Annotated in this window: 19 protein-coding genes; 12 read left to right on the plus strand and 7 right to left on the minus strand. The window is 50.3% G+C overall.

The genetic code is table 11. The features are described 5' to 3' along the window. Positions 1-434, plus strand: a 434-nt coding sequence (locus ACQY18_RS00580; protein ID WP_428038446.1) for a PTS transporter subunit EIIC, incomplete at its 5' end; no start/stop codon positions are given. Positions 435-437: 3 nt separating this feature from the next. Here the strand turns inward: ACQY18_RS00580 and ACQY18_RS00585 are convergent. Next, positions 438-1,259 (minus strand): radical SAM protein, encoded by an 822-nt coding sequence (locus ACQY18_RS00585; protein WP_428038447.1) that lies wholly within the window; start codon positions 1,257-1,259, stop codon positions 438-440. An 89-nt stretch (positions 1,260-1,348) separates the two neighbouring features. Between ACQY18_RS00585 and ACQY18_RS00590 the strand changes: the two genes are divergently transcribed. Further along, positions 1,349-1,789 carry a hypothetical protein gene (locus ACQY18_RS00590; protein ID WP_428038448.1) on the plus strand — a complete coding sequence of 147 codons (441 nt, stop codon included), beginning with the start codon at positions 1,349-1,351 and terminating at the stop codon, positions 1,787-1,789. Between the two features lie 150 nt (positions 1,790-1,939). Here the strand turns inward: ACQY18_RS00590 and ACQY18_RS00595 are convergent, their stop codons facing one another. After that, complete coding sequence (locus ACQY18_RS00595; RefSeq protein WP_428038449.1) at positions 1,940-4,027, minus strand: SpoIID/LytB domain-containing protein; 2,088 nt, start codon at positions 4,025-4,027, stop codon at positions 1,940-1,942. Positions 4,028-4,079: 52 nt separating this feature from the next. On the opposite strand from ACQY18_RS00595, the gene lipA reads away from it, so the two are divergent. After that, positions 4,080-4,970 carry a lipoyl synthase gene (gene lipA, locus ACQY18_RS00600; protein WP_176777910.1) on the plus strand — a complete coding sequence of 297 codons (891 nt, stop codon included), beginning with the start codon at positions 4,080-4,082 and terminating at the stop codon, positions 4,968-4,970. Between the two features lie 27 nt (positions 4,971-4,997). Next, a complete protein-coding gene (locus tag ACQY18_RS00605; RefSeq protein WP_428038450.1) occupies positions 4,998-5,363 on the plus strand; it encodes a hypothetical protein in 366 nt (121 codons plus the stop codon). A 188-nt stretch (positions 5,364-5,551) separates the two neighbouring features. On the opposite strand, the gene ACQY18_RS00610 is transcribed toward ACQY18_RS00605, so the two are convergent. The 3 genes from ACQY18_RS00610 to ACQY18_RS00620 all read right to left on the minus strand — a co-directional run bounded on the left by ACQY18_RS00610 (position 5,552) and on the right by ACQY18_RS00620 (position 9,007). Next, positions 5,552-5,764: a hypothetical protein gene (locus tag ACQY18_RS00610; protein ID WP_176777912.1), complete on the minus strand. Its 213-nt coding sequence runs from the start codon at positions 5,762-5,764 to the stop codon at positions 5,552-5,554. A gap of 298 nt (positions 5,765-6,062) precedes the next feature. Next, positions 6,063-8,141 carry a glycine--tRNA ligase subunit beta gene (gene glyS, locus ACQY18_RS00615; protein ID WP_428038451.1) on the minus strand — a complete coding sequence of 693 codons (2,079 nt, stop codon included), beginning with the start codon at positions 8,139-8,141 and terminating at the stop codon, positions 6,063-6,065. Then, positions 8,138-9,007, minus strand: coding sequence for a glycine--tRNA ligase subunit alpha (locus ACQY18_RS00620; RefSeq protein WP_176777914.1), 870 nt, complete (start codon positions 9,005-9,007; stop codon positions 8,138-8,140). Before ACQY18_RS00620 ends, glyS begins: the two co-directional genes overlap by 4 nt. Before the next feature lie 90 nt (positions 9,008-9,097). Between ACQY18_RS00620 and ACQY18_RS00625 the strand changes: the two genes are divergently transcribed. Then, entirely contained in the window at positions 9,098-9,757 is a 660-nt protein-coding gene (locus ACQY18_RS00625; protein ID WP_176777915.1) for an HAD-IA family hydrolase, read from the plus strand. A gap of 60 nt (positions 9,758-9,817) precedes the next feature. Here ACQY18_RS00625 and recO read toward each other — a convergent pair whose 3' ends face one another. Further along, a complete protein-coding gene (gene recO, locus ACQY18_RS00630; protein WP_428038452.1) occupies positions 9,818-10,528 on the minus strand; it encodes a DNA repair protein RecO in 711 nt (236 codons plus the stop codon). Positions 10,529-10,778: 250 nt separating this feature from the next. Here recO and rpmH point away from each other — a divergent pair, with 250 nt between their 5' ends. From rpmH to ACQY18_RS00660, 6 genes are all read left to right on the plus strand, one after another. Next, entirely contained in the window at positions 10,779-10,916 is a 138-nt protein-coding gene (rpmH, locus tag ACQY18_RS00635) for a 50S ribosomal protein L34 (protein WP_087287867.1), read from the plus strand. Between the two features lie 6 nt (positions 10,917-10,922). Next, positions 10,923-11,291, plus strand: coding sequence for a ribonuclease P protein component (rnpA, locus tag ACQY18_RS00640; protein WP_176777917.1), 369 nt, complete (start codon positions 10,923-10,925; stop codon positions 11,289-11,291). A gap of 17 nt (positions 11,292-11,308) precedes the next feature. After that, positions 11,309-11,545 carry a membrane protein insertion efficiency factor YidD gene (gene yidD, locus ACQY18_RS00645; RefSeq protein WP_176777918.1) on the plus strand — a complete coding sequence of 79 codons (237 nt, stop codon included), beginning with the start codon at positions 11,309-11,311 and terminating at the stop codon, positions 11,543-11,545. Between the two features lie 78 nt (positions 11,546-11,623). Then, a complete protein-coding gene (gene yidC / locus ACQY18_RS00650; RefSeq protein ID WP_428038453.1) occupies positions 11,624-13,267 on the plus strand; it encodes a membrane protein insertase YidC in 1,644 nt (547 codons plus the stop codon). A gap of 14 nt (positions 13,268-13,281) precedes the next feature. Next, complete coding sequence (gene jag, locus ACQY18_RS00655) at positions 13,282-14,673, plus strand: RNA-binding cell elongation regulator Jag/EloR (protein ID WP_428038454.1); 1,392 nt, start codon at positions 13,282-13,284, stop codon at positions 14,671-14,673. Positions 14,674-14,750: 77 nt separating this feature from the next. Beyond that, the gene (locus ACQY18_RS00660) at positions 14,751-15,461 is read left to right on the plus strand and encodes a TylF/MycF/NovP-related O-methyltransferase (RefSeq protein ID WP_428038455.1); all 711 of its coding nucleotides are present in this window, start codon (positions 14,751-14,753) and stop codon (positions 15,459-15,461) included. Positions 15,462-15,551: 90 nt separating this feature from the next. Here the strand turns inward: ACQY18_RS00660 and ACQY18_RS00665 are convergent, their stop codons facing one another. After that, the gene (locus ACQY18_RS00665; protein ID WP_428038456.1) at positions 15,552-16,568 is read right to left on the minus strand and encodes a PD-(D/E)XK nuclease family protein; all 1,017 of its coding nucleotides are present in this window, start codon (positions 16,566-16,568) and stop codon (positions 15,552-15,554) included. Positions 16,569-16,758: 190 nt separating this feature from the next. Between ACQY18_RS00665 and ACQY18_RS00670 the strand changes: the two genes are divergently transcribed. Further along, positions 16,759-17,589 (plus strand): outer membrane protein, encoded by an 831-nt coding sequence (locus ACQY18_RS00670; RefSeq protein ID WP_428038457.1) that lies wholly within the window; start codon positions 16,759-16,761, stop codon positions 17,587-17,589. Positions 17,590-17,645: the final 56 nt, after the last annotated feature.

Genomic DNA, 17,645 nt, shown 5'->3' on the forward strand with positions numbered 1-17,645 from the left:
TTCCGCTCCATCAGCAATTACTGGATACGCTGGGCAATAATCCGCTTTTCCCGGTGCTGTGTATGGCGGGGGCGGGGCAAGTGGGGGCCGGATTGGCCGTCTTGTTAAAAACCAAAAATCCCCGCTTGAAAACCGTTGCCAAAAACGCGCTTCCGGTGGGTTTACTGGGCATTGGGGAACCGCTGATTTACGGGGTCACCCTGCCGCTTTTTAAGCCGTTTATTGCGGCGTGCATTGGGGCCGCGGCCGGCGGGGCGGTGGTGGCGGTTTTGCAGGTCACGTCTGCCATTGCGTTTGGGGTGTCCGGCGTGGTTTTACTGCTGGCGCTTTCCAATTTGCGTAGCGTGGTTTGTTATGCGGTGGGGTTTTTGATAGCGGTTTTGGTGGGTTTTTTTACTGCGTGGAAACTGGGATTTGACGACCCCGCCGAATAGTTTTTATACGTTGACGGACGGCTTAAAAACATGGCGGAAATCCGCCTGGGCGGGAATGCCGTTTGCGCGGCAAAAGGCGTTAATTTCCTGTTGGGTTTGTTGCCAGTAGGCCGGGTTTTTATCTTCGTAAATAGAAAGGTACAGGGGCAGTTTATCCGTATAATAGCGCATAATAAACCCCAGTACCTTTTTTTGATACAAGGGGCGCAGGTTGAGCGCGTCAAAAATATAGCGGTCCGCATACGGGCGGGTCAGGCGGATAATTTCTTTCCAATTTGTAATTTGCGGGAAAATCGGCGCGATTATCACGGCGGTTTTTAGGCCGTTTTCGTGCAAGGTTTTTAGGGCACTGATTTTTTCTTCCACGCTCCCCGCGCCGGGCTCGGCTAATTGGCGGAACGAGTCGTCCGCCGACGAAAACGAAAGCGCCCCCTCAAAAGAGGGCAACTTTTTGAACAAATCTATATCCCGCACAATCAGCGGGGATTTGGTCAGCACTTGCACATGGGCTTGGCAAAAGACCAACTGCTCCATAATTTTGCGGGTTATTTGAAAGTCTTTTTCGTAGGGATTGTACGCGTCCGTCACCGAGCTTAACATAACCTGCGTATGGTAAATTTGGTACGGGTGCAAAGGCGCCTGGCAGCGGCGTACATCCAAAAAAGTGCCCCAAGGCTCCGTATGGGCGGTAAATTTTTTCATATATTCCGCATAGCAATACACGCATTGGTGGGGGCAACCCACATACGGATTAATGGAGTAGGCAATACCCGGTATTTTGGATTTGGATAAATAGGTTTTTATGTGTACTTCGCCCAATTTCATACTTGCAAGTATAGCAAATAATGGGGCTTTAGAGGCCCCTTGTACTGCGGGGCACTTTTTATTACAATGGAACTAACGGAGGATTTTTTATGACAACTTGGTTAATAGTGGCAGTGGCGGTGGTAGTGGCGGCGGTGCTGTTTTGGCGCGTGCGGCAATCGCCCGAGCGAAAGCAAGCCCAGTGGGCCCAATGGGAGCAAGAGGCACTGGCCGGAAATGAAGAATCCGCCTATAAATTGTTAATGCTGTATTACGAGGAGCCTTCTTCCCGTTGCCATGCGCTGGCTTTTAAGTGGGCCTTGGCGGTGGCACAAAACACGCAAGACCCCGGTGTTTTACTGCAAGTGGGGGAAATGTACGAAAACGGACACGGCACTCCCAAAGATTTACACGCGGCATTGAAATGGTATGAAAATGCTTTAACGGCGGATACTTCTTTAGGGGCCCAATCGCCGCTATCGCAAGACGGTCATTTGTTTTTGGAGTCACGCATTATTGCGTTAAGGCGGGAACTGCACCCCAATACATAAAAATTGCTTTTTGTTTTTATTCCCCCGGGTGACTCCCGGGGTTTTTTATGTATACCGGGCGGCGGCGGTTTAAGGCGCATAAGCCGCGCCCCTCGGCCCACGCTTGCCGCAATATAAGCCGCGGGCGGCGGTTTATAGATGGTTCGCCCGTTATTCTTGGGTGGATTTTTTTAATTCCGCTTGCGGGAAATAATGCTTTAGAATATCCGTATAAAGTTGGCCCGCTTCGGCGCGTCCGGCGGCACCGGTTTGGCAGAAACCCACCCCATGGCCCCAACCGCCGCCGTAAAAAATAAAGTTTTTCAGCTCTTTATTTTCATAATTGGGTTGCACAATAAAATAACTGCTACGCAACATCCCCAAACTTAAATTATTGCGGATGACGTTTTCTTTATTTAAGATAACACTGCCTTTGGTGCCTTTTACCTGTACGCGGCTTGCGTAGCCGCTTTTGCCGCGGTGCAGGGGAATAATGGCGGTAATGCGGCCAATATCTTTTTTCTTGCGGCGGATAACTTGGCGCAGGTCTTCTTCTTCCACCACGCGCGCCCAACGGTAGGCGGCCAAACTGACGTGTTTATCGTAGCGGCTGTAAGCGTCGTGCGCGTGTTGCAAAAGGTCCTTAAACTGGTAGGGTTGCAACGTATCAAAATTAAAATCTTTATAGTCGGAAACAGGATGCAAATAAGGCGTTTCATACCAGCCGGCCTCTTTAGCGCTTTGGGTAATGCCGCCACAGTTGGCCGAAAACACGCTTTCTATGGGGGCATTTTTGTATTGCATGGTTTCTCCGGCGGTGGACTCCACAGAGGCGTTGCCGCGTTCGCTCTCCCCGCTTATGCCTTTATACACTTGGCAGTTTTGGGTGTCGCACAAATCATAGCCGTAATGGCGGTGTTTGCCCAGGTGTTTAAGGGCGTATGTGCGGGCCAGCACCGCTTGCGCGCGCAGGGCATTAATGGGGAACAAAACCGGCATTTCAGACGAAATAACCCCTTGTAAATATTCTTCCAAGGATAGTACATTAATGGGGACCAGTGTGCTTAACGTGGTGTTGTGTAAAATTTCCAAATCCCCGCGGAACTCTTTATCGTCCACACTGGCCCACGTCATACCGGCGCCGCTCATTAAACTTTTTACAATAATGGTGGGGGCATCTTCTCCGCCGGGAGTGTCTGCGGTAATGCGCAAGCCTTTTTTGAACGGATATTTTTTGCCGTTGGGGGCCAGTAAGCGCGTTTGACCGTCTTGCAGTAGGGCCGTCCATTGGGTGTTGGCTTTGCCGCGGGCCAAGCGTTTGCCGGTGGATAAATCTTTTACGGAAAAATTATGCGATACGGAAAAATGAACGGATTTGCGGATACTGGGTTTGCCGTTGGCGCGGGTGCCTAACCCAATGCGCACCTCTGAAAGCGTGCCCGACGGAATGGAAAATTTACGCGCAAAGGTATGCTTTTTGATTTCTTTTACCGTGTCCAGCTCTTTTTCCGGCCGGGTTAAATGGGGGCGCAGGGCCGCCATGGCTTTGTTAATGGCGGGGGAGTTCTTTTCCAACGAATAAATCATACGGTACTGGCGGTAGGCTTCGTTATATTTCCCTTGTGCGGCCAGGGCCATGGCATAATGTTGTTTGGCTTCAATAAATTGGTGGTCCAGTTCGGCCGCTTTGGCAAAATGTTTGGCGGCGTTTTTATAATCTTTTTCCTGCTCGTACACTAACCCCAATAAATAGTTGGAAAGCGGCAAATGGTTTTTGCCCCGCACGGCGGTTTTTAAGTTGTATTTGGCTAAATTATATTCTTTCATGCCCATTTGGGCGCGGGCCAGATTAATCAGCAAAAATTCGGCGCGTTCGCGCTTTTCCACCAGTAGGGAAAGTAAATGTTCCGCGGCGGTGTATTGCCCGTCGGCCAAATACGCCTCAGCCATAAATTCCGTCACGTCGTGGTCGTCGGGATATTTTTTATAGGCGGCGTTCATAATATCTACCGCTTGGCGCGGCTGGCCCAGTTCCATGGCTATAAAGGCCGCATTGAGGAAGGAATCTTTATTTTGCGTTTCTTTGGAAAGTTCCACATATTTTTTCAGGCTTCCTGTCAGGTCATACTCAAAATACAGTTGGGCGGCCTGTTGCAAGCGTTTTTGGGTGTCCGCCGCGGTGGGCGCGGCAAAAAGGCCGCTCCCGTTCGGCAGGGCGGTAAAAGCCAGTAAAAGGAGTACGCAAAGGTGTTTCTTCATAGCTAAATTTTGTAAGATATTACATATCCTTATATTTACATTTTAGCAAAGTATGACCGCACAAATACCACAATGGTTAAAAGATATAGTAGGCCAAAATAAAGCGGCCCTGCGCAAGCAGGCGGCGCTATCCGCCCAAGATTCGTTAGATAAGGGCGCGCTCCACACGGTGTGTGTAGAGGCTAAATGCCCCAACCGCGGGGAATGTTTTAACTGCGGGGATGCAACTGTAATGATTTTGGGCGATATTTGCACCCGCCGTTGCCGCTTTTGCGCGGTACACAAAGGCCGCCCTCTGCCGCCGGATGCGGGGGAGCCAGCGCGTGTGGCCGAAATGGTAAAAAACTGGCACTTAAAATACTTGGTGCTTACTTCCCCTACGCGTGACGATTTGGCCGACGGCGGCGCGGCCCATTTTGCCGCCGTGATGAACGCCGTTTACGCGCAAAATCCGCTGGCCTTGTGCGAGCCGCTCATCCCGGATTTTAAGGGTTCCGTAAAAGATTTGCAAACGGTGCTAAATGCCCGCCCGGCGGTGCTGGCGCATAATATAGAAACGGTGGAAAGCCTGTCTGCCCACATACGCGGCGGGGCGGAATACCGCCGCTCTTTAACCGTGTTGGAAAACGCCAAAAAACTGGCGCCCGATACACTTACAAAATCCGGACTCATGGTGGGGCTCGGCGAAACCGACGGACAAATGAAACAAACCTTGCAGGATTTGCGTAATGCGGGGGTGGATTTGCTGACGATTGGGCAGTATTTAAGCCCCTCTAAAGCGCATCACCCGGTGGAGCGCTACCCGGAACCGGGCGAATACAAAGCCTGGGAAGAATACGCCCTTTCTATTGGGTTTAAGGGTGCGGCGTGCGGCCCGTTGGTGCGCAGTAGTTATAAAGCAGGCGCGCTATTCCGCCAAGCCACCCGTCCCCATGCCAAATAGACAAGCAAAATAGGCTATAATATAATTATGAAGAAATTTTTAGGTTTATTATTTATCATTTGTTTGCTGACGGCTTGCGCGGGTGCGCCGCCCCAATGGTGGAACCCGAGCGCTACTTATGGGAATGAATCCGTTTCCCGCCCGCAACAAAGCACTTCCGCGCGTGTAAGCCCTGCGGTGCGGCCGGAAGAAGTGCCTGTTCCGGCGGAGGAGTCTATCTCCACGCAAGACGATTCTTATGAAGAAATGATTTTAACCCCACTGCAAGACGAAGAAACCGAAGAACCGTCTGCCGGAGCGCAAACGCAAAACACGATGGATATTACCCCGTCCGCGCCGGAAAGTGCCACGGCGGGCAGTGCGTTGCCGTTGCCCAGCGTGTTAAGTGAATAACCCACCGCTAAAGCGCCGTACGGCACAAGGTTTTTTCAACCCTGCGGTTAAACAAATACATAATTTGTAAAACACAATTAGGAACCCCCCGATTTTTTCAACCGGGGGGTTCATTGTTGCGTCTTCATTATTACCTTCCTTGTTGTAGTGCAACCTGCGCACAAGGGCTTATGTTATCCCACTTCTGTTTACCCGGGTACGGCCGAACCAATTACATCAACCGCCTGCCGGAAAACATCCGTCCACTGCTTACTACCGGCGCCGCCTACTGGACTGCGTAGTATGAACCCGCCGTCTTGTTCGGCTAAGCGCGGATACTGCATAACCACTTCCGCACCGTATTCCAAGCTGTCCTGTTGCTCCGGTACGCTTGCGCCCGGCAAGACACGCAACCTGCTCACTCTACGGCTACCGCTTTACTGCTCCGCCGCCGGCTGACCCGACGCCGGACTCCTTCTGCCGCTTTACAACCCTACTGCGCTGCTTCAAATACGGCCCGTTCTTTCAGCACTTACAGCTTTGGCTTACGCCACTGCCGGATAACGCCTCATGCCAAGTTGAACCAGGCTTACTGCTTATTTTTAGTATAAAGGAAAATAAAAAAAATTCAAGGGGTATTTTGAAAAATTATTTTTTCCGTCGGGAAATAACAAAAAATCCCCCGTTTTTGGCGGGGGATTTCGGCTTGATTAAAGCATTTTACAGCTTGGTAATATCTGCCACCGTTTGCGTTAAGTAGCGGCGCACGCGGGCCAATAATGCCAAGCGGTTCGCACGGACGGCCGGGTCTTGCGCGTTTACCATAACGTCGGTAAAAAAGCGTTCCAGCGGGGCCTTAAAAGAGCCGTACGTTTTTAAGATTTGCAGGTATTCGTCTTTGGCTTTGGCGGTGTGAACCGTGCAACCCAAAGCGGAGTCCACCTCGTGGATTTTGTTGTACAATTCTTTTTCGGCGGGGAGTTCAAACAGGTTTTCCTGTACGTTTTCCGTCACGTTTTCCGCCTTTTTGAGAATGTTGCACACGCGCTTGGCCGATTCCAACACCGCGGAAAATTCGGCCCCGGTTTTAACGGTTTCCAACGCGCCGACCAAGGCTTCCACTTGCGTAAGGGGCAGTTCGTACCAATTGGTGACGGCGTTTACCACACCTGCCGCATGGCCGCGCTGTTCCAGTACCAACGCTAAACGCTGGAACAGAAATCCGCGCAGTTCTTTGAGCCCTTTGTCCGGCGTGCCTTGCGGGTAGAGGGCGGCGGAGGCTTCCAACAACTCTTTTAAGGAAACCTGCAAGCCTTTTTCCAGCAAAATACGCACGACGGCAAACGCTTGGCGGCGCAGGGCGAAGGGGTCTTCGCTCCCGGTGGGAATTTGCCCGATTAAAAAGTTGCCTACCAAGGTGTCCATTTTGCCGGCTAATGCCACCAAATTACCCGCCACCGTGGCCGGCAACGCAGAGGTAGACGTAAGCGGATAGTAAAAATCGCGCATGGCGTCGGCTTCTTCTTTATGGCCTTCCAACGCGGCATATTCTCCGCCCATATAGCCTTGCAATTCCGGGAATTCATACACCACATGGCTGGCTAAATCCGCATACGCGTGGGACGCGGCATATTGCACCGTTTGGTTAAGCGCGGTATTGGCGGTTTTTTCACACAGCCAAAGCGCCAGTTTTTCCGTGCGGGCGGATTTGTCTAACATAGAGCCCAACCCTTCTAAAAACAACACGTTGGCCAGTTTTTGTTTGAAAAATTCCAATCCGGCTTTTTTGTCGTTTTCAAAAAAGAATACCGCGTCGGACAAGCGGGCGGACATTACTTTTTTGAAGCCGTCGCGCACTTCGTTTTGGTTGACGGAAACACCGTCGCGCACGGCGATAAAATACGGTTGGATTTCGTGCTTGTCATTCAACACCGGGAACATTTTAATTTGTTTTTTAAGTACGGTGGTGATGAGTTCTTTGGGCAGGGTTAAAAATTTCAAATCAAAATCTCCGCCCACGGCCACAGGGTGTTCCGTAAAAAAGACGGTTTCGTGGATTAAATCTTCGTCCAAATCCGCCTGATAGCCGCGCACGGCCGCTTCCGCCGTCACGGATTTGATTAACGCCTCGCGCCGTTCCTGCGGCAGTACCAAAATGGGCTGCGGTTGGTTTTTAAGCAAATCCACATAATACTGCTTATCGGCGGTTTCTACCTTAATGGGTTTGCGCCCGAAGGACGAAAGCGGATAAGTATAACGGTTGGACTCCACCCCGGCTACGGCAAATTTAATCACTTTATCCCCATATAAACCAATCAGGCTTCTTATCGGGCGGCCGTAGCGCAGGCCGGATTCTTCCCAAACCATATTTTTGGCAAATTCCAACCCCGTCACTAATTGGGTGAAAATTTCCGGGAGGAGCTTGGGGGTCTTTTCGCCCTTGATTTTAATGTTGGCGTAAATGAACGGCCCTTTTTCCGTTTCCACCACGGTTAATTTTTCGGGGGCAATTCCGTTTTTTTGCGCAAAACCCGCGCTTTGGGGGGTAAAATTGCCGTTTGCGTCTTTTAATAATTTAGCGGGCGGCCCTTTTACTTCTTTTTGCACATCAGCGGATTTTTCCGCCAAATCTTCAATAAACAGTACCAAGCGGCGGTAAGTACCAAACGCCTGTACGGATTTATACGTTAAGCGGTGTTCTTCCAGCAGTTTGGCCCCTAATGTTTCCATTTGTTTAAGGGCCGGTTCCACAAAGCGGGACGGTAAATGTTCGGTTCCAATTTCTAACAAAGCGTTCATTGGGCAGCCTCCTTTTCTTCTTGCGGTTCTGTGCTTTCCACATACGCTTTGGCGCACGCCTTGGCTAAATTGCGGATTTTGGTAATAATGTTGGTGCGGTCCGATACGCTGATGGCGCCGCGGGCTTCCAACATATTAAAATAGTTGGAAACTTTCATGGCGTCGTCGTACGCGGGCAAGTATAAGCCTTTTTTGCAAAGGGCAAAACATTCGGCTTCACATTCTTCAATATAGCGGCGCAGGTGTTCCACGTCGGTTTCTTCAAAATAATAGTGGGAAAACTGACGTTCGCCTTCCCAGTGTACGTCACGGTAGGTAATGCTGTCGTTCCAACGGATGTCAAACACGTTGTCTACTTTTTGGCAATACATGGCAATACGTTCCAGCCCGTAGGTAATTTCTACCGTAATGGGGTTTAAGGAATATCCGGCCATATTTTGGAAATAGGTAAACTGGGTGATTTCCATACCGTCTAACCAAATTTCCCAGCCTACACCGCTGGCGCCCAAGGTGGGGGATTGCCAATCGTCTTCAATCCAGCGCACGTCGTGCTGTTTGGGGTCCAAACCAATGGCTTTTAAGGAATTCAAATAAATTTCTTGAATGTTGGCCGGGGCGGGCTTCATAATTACCTGATATTGGTAATACTTGCCCAAGCGGTTGGGGTTTTCGCCATAGCGGCCGTCGGCGGGGCGGCGGCAAGGTTCCACATAGGCCCGGTTGACCGGTTTTTTAGTCAGCGAGCCGAAAAAAGTTTCCGGGTTATACGTTCCGGCGCCTTTTTCAACGTCGTAGGGCTGAACAAGCACACAGCCTTGTTTAGTCCAGTATTCGTTCAAGGCGGATATCATATCCTGAAAATTCATGCCGTATTTCATAAGTAATTACATTATATAAAATAGTGGGGCGCCTTGGCTTGTTGGGCGCAAACGGGCGGTTTATTGTAAAATATACTTATGATAACCAGCGTGATTTTTGATATGGACGGCCTTTTGTTTAATACGGAAGTGATTTACTTTGAATGTTATAAAAAGGCCGCTAAGGAAAAGGGAGCGGAGTTTTCGGAGGAATTGTTTGAATCCTGCGTGGGGATTAGCCAAACGGATGCCGCGCGTCTCATCCGGCACCATTTTGGCCCGCAGTTTGATGTTTCCAACCTGCACGCCCGCACCTATGCCCATTTTGAAACGTATTTAAGCGAGGGGGGGAAGATTGAGTTTCGCCCCGGAGCCAAAGAGGCGGTGGAGTTTTTTCACCGCCGTGGGCTGAAAATTGCGCTGGCGTCCTCCAACATTACCCGCTGGGCGGAACATTTTTTAACGGTGGGCGGTATCAAAAAATACTTTTCCGCCATTACCACTTCCAATGATGTTTCCAACCCCAAGCCGGACCCGGAGGTCTATTTGGTCAGCGCGCAAAAATTAGGGGCGGACGTTTCCCAATGTTTGGTGTTTGAAGATTCCGTAGCCGGTGCCACGGCGGGGATTTCGGCCGGAATGCGTACTTGCGTGGTGCCGCAAATCAAACAGCCGGACAGTTTTGTGCGCAACCATGCGTTTAAGATTTATAAATCTTTGCAGGATATTTACCCGGATATGGATGAACTGCTTGCTTAAAAAATGGCCCGATTGATGGGTCTTTTTTATGGCACTGTGGCGGTAAGTGATATAGCAAAATTAATGGGCGGGCACTAAATCGGGCAGGGCTTCTTGCAAGGCTTCGTCCGCTTGCGTATAAAAAGAGAGGGTTTCTTCGTCCAACGCAAAACTTTGCGCGGTGTGGAGCGGATACGTTAAATACAGGCTTAAAAACCGCCGGCAAACGCTGTTGCATTTGGAAAGGGACAGTAAATCTTGCGGGTCTTCAAAGCGTAAGCTGGAAAGTTCGTCCTCGTGCATGCGCCGCCAAAATTCCGGCGTAATTTGCAAAACAGGCTTTTCCAAACCGAACCCCGCCGCCCGCATGAGCCGCAAGGTAAACGCCGCCGCAAAAGCGGTATTCGGCTCTCCGTATTCCAGTTCCGTTAAACTTTTCAGTAAAAGCTCAAATTTTTCTTCACTCGGTTGGTGGGCCGGAGTGAGGCGCAAAATTAATTCGCAAAAATGCAGGGCCAAGGTTTGGCGTTTTAAGTCCGTGCGGATATGGGGAAAAACGGAGCGGATTTTGCCGCCTGTCACCGTGCCCATCACGCCGCCGCGCCGCACATAAATACGGTACGCCCCGCATGAAAAAGGCTCGCTTAACGCTTTTAACTTGCCTAGTGGCTTGCACACACTGGGGAAGCGCACATTCACACGGCCGTGTTCCCGTGTGTAAAGGGAAACAACGCGGTCGGCCTCGCGGAACGGCTGGCGGAAAAGCACAATGGCATCATCTGTAAAAACCATACAATAAAAATATAGCAAATTTGCCGCGGGGCGTTCCAGTTAAGGGGAAAAATAAAAAAACACTTGCCCGCGCCCGCATAATTTAGGATAATAGATATATGGGCGCATTTGCCGCCCTGAAAAGTTTTGCAAAGAAGCGGCAGAAAAGCTATAATATCTGTAAGTTTCACGCAGAAACGATTTTAATATTAATAATGGGAGATACGTTTTTTCCAGTCCCCGTGGCCAGAAATAACGTATATGATTGAGTATGTTGCCTACCTACAGACCTAATAAAAGAAGAAGAGCTAAACACATCGGTTTCAGAGCCAGAATGGCCACCGCCGGCGGCCGCAAAGTTTTAAGCGCGCGCCGTGCCAAAGGCCGCCATGAGCTGATTAGAGCCTAATAATTTATGCTGTACGGCCTTCCCAAACCGTTCCGCTTGCACCTTAAAAGGGATTTTAAGGACATTATCTCCAACGCCCGCCGGGCGCGGGGGGAAGGAATGGTAATTTGGTGGAGGCCGTCTTTGTGCCCGGGGGCGCGTACGCGCTTGGGTATGGTGGTTAGCCGCAAGTTGGGCGGCGCGGTGGTACGCAACCGCGTCAAAAGGCTTTTAAGAGAAAGTTTTAGACTCAACAGGGAAAAAATACAACCCGGTGTTGACCTGATTGTCAGCCCGCGTTCCAGCGAAACCCTAACGGATTTATTGAACGTCCAGCGTGCCTTTATGGCACTTTGCGGGCGTGCCGGGTTATTAAAAACCTCTTCAGACAAGTAGTGAATTATTGAAGGGAAATGCACAAACTTTCGCTTTTGTTCAAAAAATTGGCGCTGTTTTTATTAAGCGCATTTATGCTGCTGGTGCGCCCGCTGTTGGGCCCCAGGGGCGTGTGCCGTTTTCGGCCGACGTGCAGCCAGTACGCGCGCGAGGCCATTATTAAATACGGCGCTTTTAAGGGGGGCTATTTGGCCCTTAAACGTGTGCTTAAATGCCACCCTTGGCATCCGGGCGGATATGACCCGGTGCCCTAAACACAATTTTTCCGTGCCTAGTCGTGCTTTCTTTTGAAAGCCGTTCCGGCAGATGCCGGAGGTTTCAAAAGGAGTTTTATGAACAGACAGTTTTTATGGGCCATGATGTTGTTTTTATTGGTCATTTCGGGCTACAACCAGTTTGTAGTCTTACCGCGCGAACGCGCCGCCAAGGCCGCCGCTGAAGAACAGCTCAAACGCGCCGTCAACCAAAACCAAAGCGCCGTTGCTACCGTGCAGGGCGCCGCCAAAATAGCCAAAGCCGCACCTTCCAAGCCGGAAGAACTGATTACGTTTAACTGGCAAGATGCGGACGTCACCTTTTCTTCCAAGGGTGCCGGCATTAAAAAATACACCTATAAAGACGTGGTGGAAGATGTAGATATTACCCCGTTTTCCGGCGAGGGTTATTTTGCCACGTTGCCTACGGTGGATTTTGCCGAATCCGCCCGCACGCAGGATTCCATTACTTTTACCGGGGATGTAGTGCCCGGCTTTTCCGTTTCCAAAACGTACCGCTTTGCGCAAAACGGTTTGCATACGCTTTCTTTAGCGTTTGCCAACAATACCGCGCACGATATTACGTTAGAGCCGTGGGCGTTTAACTTCGGCCCCGGTTTGGGTACCGTAAAGAGCGAGGAAGGCGATAACGAGCGCGAATCCAAAGCCGTTTATCTGGTACAATACCAAGGCCGCAAAAAAGCCACCTTGGAAACCTTAAAACCCAAAGGCGATAAGCCCGGCGTTTATAGCCCCGAGGCCGAACGCGCCAAGGAAAAAAACGCGCCGGAAGACGAGTTTAACTGGATTTGGGCCGGCGTGCAAAACCGCTACTTTTTAAGCGTCATTATCCCGCAGAACTGGACTCCGGGCGAACTGAGCGCCAATAGCCATGTGATTGGTGAAAAAGACCGCCTGTGGGGGTTGTTTGGCAAGGGCGAAGTAAAAGGCCCGCAAATGACCGTCCAAATGCCCTCCGTCACGGTGGGGGCCAAATCCCAAAAAGAATATAACAGCGAATTTTATATGGGCCCCAAAGATTACCAGGAACTCTTGGCCTTGCCGTATCATTTGGACCGCAGTATTGAGTTTGGTTTCTTTGGCGCGCTTGGCAAAATTGCCCGCCGCATATTGGAAACGTTTTTCAACTGGACCGGCAATTATGGGGTAGCCATTATCCTATTAACCATTTGTTTACAGGTGCTGATGTTCCCGCTGACCCGGATGTCTTTGCGCTCCACGGCGCAAATGCGCAAAATCGGGCCGGAAACCAAACGCTTGCAGGAAAAATACAAAGGCAACCCGGAAGCCCTCAACCGCGAAATGCTCAACCTCTATAAAAAACATGGGGTTAATCCGCTTTCCGGCTGCTTGCCGATGCTGATTCAATTACCGATTTTTCTGGCCTTGTATAATGCGCTGCGCACGTCGTGGGCGTTGCATGGGGCCGGTTTTATGCTGTGGATTACCGACTTGTCTTCCAAAGACCCGTACTATGTGTTGCCTATTTTGATGGGTGCGGTAATGTTCTTCCAGCAAAAAGGAAATTTACCGCCCGGAACGGACCCGTCCCAAGCCGCTATGTTTAAGTACATGCCGCTTATTTTTACGTTATTATTTATGAATTTCCCGTCCGGGTTGGTGTTATACTGGCTGACTAACAGTTTAATCAGCTTTGGGATTCAAACCGTCGTCAACAAACAAGTTGCCGCTAATAAATAAGGAGTTTACCTACTATGCCTACAAAAGTGAAAGTGCAAGCTAAAGATGTATCCTCTGCCATTGCGCAGGGATTAAAAGATTTAGGTTTAAGACGTGACCAAGTGGAAGTGACCGTTTTGGAACACCCTAAAAAAGGTTTTTTGGGGTTCGGTTCCAAACCTGCGGTGGTGGAAATCCGCCAGAAACGCTGGAGCGCGGCGGAATTAGACGCGCAGATTTATATGGACGTCCCCCGCAAAAAACGCTCCGGCGCCCATGGCCGCGCCAATAACAAACGCCGCAATCACGAGGCGTTTAACGAGGACCGCCGCGATAACCGCCGCCGCGGCCGCAAGTTTGACCGCGCCCCCCGCTTTGAAGCGCGCGAAAAAGCCCCCAAAGCCAACGAGGCGCAATTATTGCCGTGCGAACGCATCCAAAATGCGGTCATCCCGGAAGCCTTAAAAGCGCCCATGCAAGAGGCTAAACAATACTTAAATGACATTTTAACCCACATGGGCGTAAAGGCGGAAAACTTAAATGTATGGTGGGACGAACAACAACAGCGCATTTTGCTGACGTTTGATTGTGACCACCCGGCCATTGTGATTGGCAAAGAAGGCAAAACGCTGGAATCTATCCAATACTTATGCACGCTGGCGTTGAGCCGCCATTTTGATAAGCCGATTTCCGTCATTACGGATACGCAAAACTACTGGCGCAAGACGGAAGATAAAATCAATGCGGAAATTGCCCGCGGTGTGGCCGCGGTGGAAGGCGGAATGACGGTGTACCGTTTCCGCCCCATGAGCGCCCAACTGCGCCGCTACATTCACCGCGCTTTGGAAGGCCATGCCACGGTGGAAACGGCCTCCGAAGGGGAAGGCAAATGGCGTAAAGTGACGTTGCGCGCCAAAAAAACGGACGGTACCGCCCAAACGCAAACTCCGGCGGCTGAAACCGTAGCGGCTCCCGCGCAGGAAACCGTTGCGGCGCCGGAAACCGCGCAAGAAACCGTTGCGGCACCGGAAACTGCCGCCGCGCAAGATTCTGCCGCGGTGGTGGAAACGGAACAAACGCTCGGCGTGCAGAATGTTTCTGCCCAACAACAAGTTTTTGCCGAAACCCCTTGCTATGCCCAACAGCCGGTATCCAGCCAGCCGGTAGTGCATGTGGAATGTGCCTGCCGCACTTGCGCTTGTGACGAGCCCGCTGAGCAAATGGCCCCGGCGGCGGAAAATGCGCCTGCCGAAACGCCCGCCGAAACCACGGCCCAGCAAGCGGCCCCGGCGCAGGAAACCGCGCAAGAAGTAGCGGCCCAACCCGCCGCGCAAGAACCCGCCGAAAAAGCCAACCCGGCTTGCGGGTGCTGTGCGGATTGCGGCCCGCTGTTTGGTGCTGTTCAACAAGGGCAGGAAAACAAATAGCCAGGTTGTAAGTATTTTTATAAAATGAACAACAAAGCCGCCCCGGTAAAGGGGCGGGTTTGTTATACTGAATATATATGAAAAAAAGAAAAGCCAAAGTAAACAGCTTTTGCGGGCGTGCGGCGCGTTGGGTCAATGCGCATTTGCTTCGCCCGTTTGGTTTGGTATTGGTGCAAGATATGCACATAGCGCGCCCCCGTTCCTGCCGGAATGTGGCTTACGCGGGAACCGATTTTATCCGCTACAATACCCTTGGGCTTTTGGCACAGGAAATCCGCCAAAACAAGGTGCCCGGTGCTTGTGCGGAATTAGGTGTTTTTCAAGGGGATTTTGCTTGCGAAATATCCAAATTATTGCCCGAACGCAAAATATATCTCTATGATACGTTTGAAGGTTTTGCCGCGCAGGATTTAACGACGGAACAAGCGAGGAAATTTTCGTTAGCGGATGAATGTTTTGCCAATACGGATGTGGCGTTGGTACGGGCTAAAATGCCCCATATTAACCAATGCGTATTCCGCAAGGGGATTTTCCCACAGAGTGCCCAACAAGACGGGCAAGAGCGTTTTTGTTTGGTTAGTTTGGATGCGGATTTGTACGAGCCGTTATATGCCGGATTGAAATTTTTTTACGAGCGGTTGTCTCCGGGGGGATATATATTGGTGCATGATTACGGCAACCCCCGCTATAAAGGTGCGGCGCAGGCCGTGCGGAACTTTGCTCGCGAATATAAACAAAACTTTGTGCCCCTTTGTGACCATTTGGGCAGTGTGGTTTTTACCAAATAATCATGCTATTTTGAAACTCCCCGGTGTTTCTGCCGGGGAGTTTTTCGTCTTTTCTACTTCATTTTTTTGCAAAAGTTTTTAATGGTTGCGTTAAATGCCGTTTTGGGCGGCATTTATATACGCTTGCAACAAGGTGATACATTTTTGAATTTTGGCCAGCGCCTGCGCTTGATTAAGCGGTTTATCCGCATCTCCCAACCAGTTGGGTATCAGCGCGGCGGTGGCGGTGGTGCCGCAACGCATACGTTGGGGCTTTTGTATTTCCGGCAAGCCGTATTGCTCTTTTAATTGCATTAACGCTTGGTAAAAATGCTCTTGGCCCGCTTTGGTGGCGTCATAGAGCTTAAAACAGAGGGCGTTTTCTTCAATTTGCAAGTAAACTTCGTAATCTTTAACCGCGTGGAGTGTAAACCAATAGCCCCAAAAGCCGCCTTTCGGGTTGGATACATAATTCCACCCCGCGGTTTCTTGCGGGATTTGCGTTTCCAAAAACTTATAAAAACCAATCCACTGGGCACTACTCCAATCTTTTAGGGGCAAGGTTTCGTACAATTTTTCTTCGGCCTCTAAATGGGCAAGATACTGGTAAAAATCGGTAAAAATACTGTTTTTTACGGTGTTTTTAGCCCATAATTGCAACAGTTCCGCTCTTACCACGGTGGCATAGCCCTCCTTTTTTTCTATGTTCAGCAAATCCGTATGGGAAACAGGCCCGGTTTTCAGATAAATAAAAACCGGCGTATAGTTGTTTTCCCGGCAGATTTTTTCGGCCTGCTCTTTATAGCGCGCCAGTTGGTTGCTATGGGGGCCGGTAGCGGTTTTGTCTTCAATAATAATTAAAAATTTATTATTGACCAGGGCCCACACGTCCACATCCGGCAGTTTATCGCCCTGCGGAAGTACCCCTTTTTTGCCGGCCGTAATAGCGGTAATAGCGTCCGGCGCTTGGGTTTGTTTTTGGATAAGAAATTTAACAAAGGCACAAGCGGCCTCGTGCAAATTTTTATCGTTTTGTTGGTTTTGCGGGTCTGCCCACAGCAAAAGCCAAGTCAAAAAACCGTCTTGCGTCAGTTCTTTGGTTGCACATTGAAATAAGTTCGGTTGCATATTTCCTCCTGTAAATAAATATATCTTATCACTTTAGGGCGACAATTCTTATGTCGCAGAAAATGCAGGCCGCGTTTTGCCCCTATAAAAATGCGTTCTAATTACTTTTTGGGCTTGCCGGGTGGGGTGTTAAGTTTTATGATAGGGGGGTAGTGCAGTATAAAGAAATAATAAAATGAGGGGGTAAAAAATGAAGAAAGTATTGTTTGCCGCGGCTTTATGGGTCTTGGGCAGTGCCGCGGTTTTTGCCCAACACGCGGCTGTGCAACCAAACAAAAGCGCGGCCGTAAAAGCGGCTGATGCCAAAGTGGAATCGGTCCGCCGCTCCATGGATAGCACCGTGACCACCAACGTATACGGTATGCAGGAAAAGGACAAATACGGCACCATGGATTACGGCGTGGCGTCCACCACGGTAAACGGTCAAAACCAAGGGGACGTAATGTACGCCACTTACGACCCCAGCCGCTCGGCCGTAGCCAATTCCTACGATATGGAAGTTTCTTTGACGTACGGCGGCAGTTATTCCACTAACAAAGCAGAAGGGGGGGATAAATATGCCAAAATGGGGCAAGCCATGGGCGCAAACATTTTGTGGGACAAGTGCCCGTACATGGGGATTGGGATTGACTATATGTTTTTGAACCCGGACGGCCGCCACTACGGCTCCGGCGCCGACAGAGTCAGCTTTCACCGTTTCCGCGCGCATAATATTGCGTTAGCCGGTAAGTTAAACTTAAACGCGTGGAGCAACTGGCGGGTGTATATCCCGTTTGGGGCCGGTATGATGAACGCGCGGCTGAAAACGGATGCAACGGGCGCTTCCACCAGTAAAGATAAATGGGGGGCTTCCCTGTATGCGGGGTTAGGCGTACAGTATGATATTACGTCCACTTTGTTTGCCGGATTAGAATACCGCTATGCGTATGCGTTTATTAGCGATAAGCACCTGTCCGACTTTAACAAAGACAAAAACCTGCAATTCCATAATGTGTTTTTCCGTATGGGAATGCGGTTCTAAACAAACTAAAATATTGAGTCTGCTGATAATAAAAACCCCCGGCAATTTTTATATGC

The organism is Candidatus Avelusimicrobium faecicola (assembly GCA_900540405.1).
In the GTDB taxonomy this organism is placed as follows: domain Bacteria; phylum Elusimicrobiota; class Elusimicrobia; order Elusimicrobiales; family Elusimicrobiaceae; genus Avelusimicrobium; species Avelusimicrobium faecicola.

Coding starts and splice junctions, on each gene's coding strand:
- ACQY18_RS00585 (WP_428038447.1), bottom strand. CDS start 1,259: ATGAAATTGGGCGAAGTACACATAAAAACCTATTTATCCAAATCCAAA.
- ACQY18_RS00590 (WP_428038448.1), top strand. CDS start 1,349: ATGACAACTTGGTTAATAGTGGCAGTGGCGGTGGTAGTGGCGGCGGTG.
- ACQY18_RS00595 (WP_428038449.1), bottom strand. CDS start 4,027: ATGAAGAAACACCTTTGCGTACTCCTTTTACTGGCTTTTACCGCCCTG.
- lipA (WP_176777910.1), top strand. CDS start 4,080: ATGACCGCACAAATACCACAATGGTTAAAAGATATAGTAGGCCAAAAT.
- ACQY18_RS00605 (WP_428038450.1), top strand. CDS start 4,998: ATGAAGAAATTTTTAGGTTTATTATTTATCATTTGTTTGCTGACGGCT.
- glyS (WP_428038451.1), bottom strand. CDS start 8,141: ATGAACGCTTTGTTAGAAATTGGAACCGAACATTTACCGTCCCGCTTT.
- ACQY18_RS00620 (WP_176777914.1), bottom strand. CDS start 9,007: ATGAATTTTCAGGATATGATATCCGCCTTGAACGAATACTGGACTAAA.
- ACQY18_RS00625 (WP_176777915.1), top strand. CDS start 9,098: ATGATAACCAGCGTGATTTTTGATATGGACGGCCTTTTGTTTAATACG.
- recO (WP_428038452.1), bottom strand. CDS start 10,528: ATGGTTTTTACAGATGATGCCATTGTGCTTTTCCGCCAGCCGTTCCGC.
- rpmH (WP_087287867.1), top strand. CDS start 10,779: ATGTTGCCTACCTACAGACCTAATAAAAGAAGAAGAGCTAAACACATC.
- rnpA (WP_176777917.1), top strand. CDS start 10,923: ATGCTGTACGGCCTTCCCAAACCGTTCCGCTTGCACCTTAAAAGGGAT.
- yidD (WP_176777918.1), top strand. CDS start 11,309: ATGCACAAACTTTCGCTTTTGTTCAAAAAATTGGCGCTGTTTTTATTA.
- yidC (WP_428038453.1), top strand. CDS start 11,624: ATGAACAGACAGTTTTTATGGGCCATGATGTTGTTTTTATTGGTCATT.
- jag (WP_428038454.1), top strand. CDS start 13,282: ATGCCTACAAAAGTGAAAGTGCAAGCTAAAGATGTATCCTCTGCCATT.
- ACQY18_RS00660 (WP_428038455.1), top strand. CDS start 14,751: ATGAAAAAAAGAAAAGCCAAAGTAAACAGCTTTTGCGGGCGTGCGGCG.
- ACQY18_RS00665 (WP_428038456.1), bottom strand. CDS start 16,568: ATGCAACCGAACTTATTTCAATGTGCAACCAAAGAACTGACGCAAGAC.
- ACQY18_RS00670 (WP_428038457.1), top strand. CDS start 16,759: ATGAAGAAAGTATTGTTTGCCGCGGCTTTATGGGTCTTGGGCAGTGCC.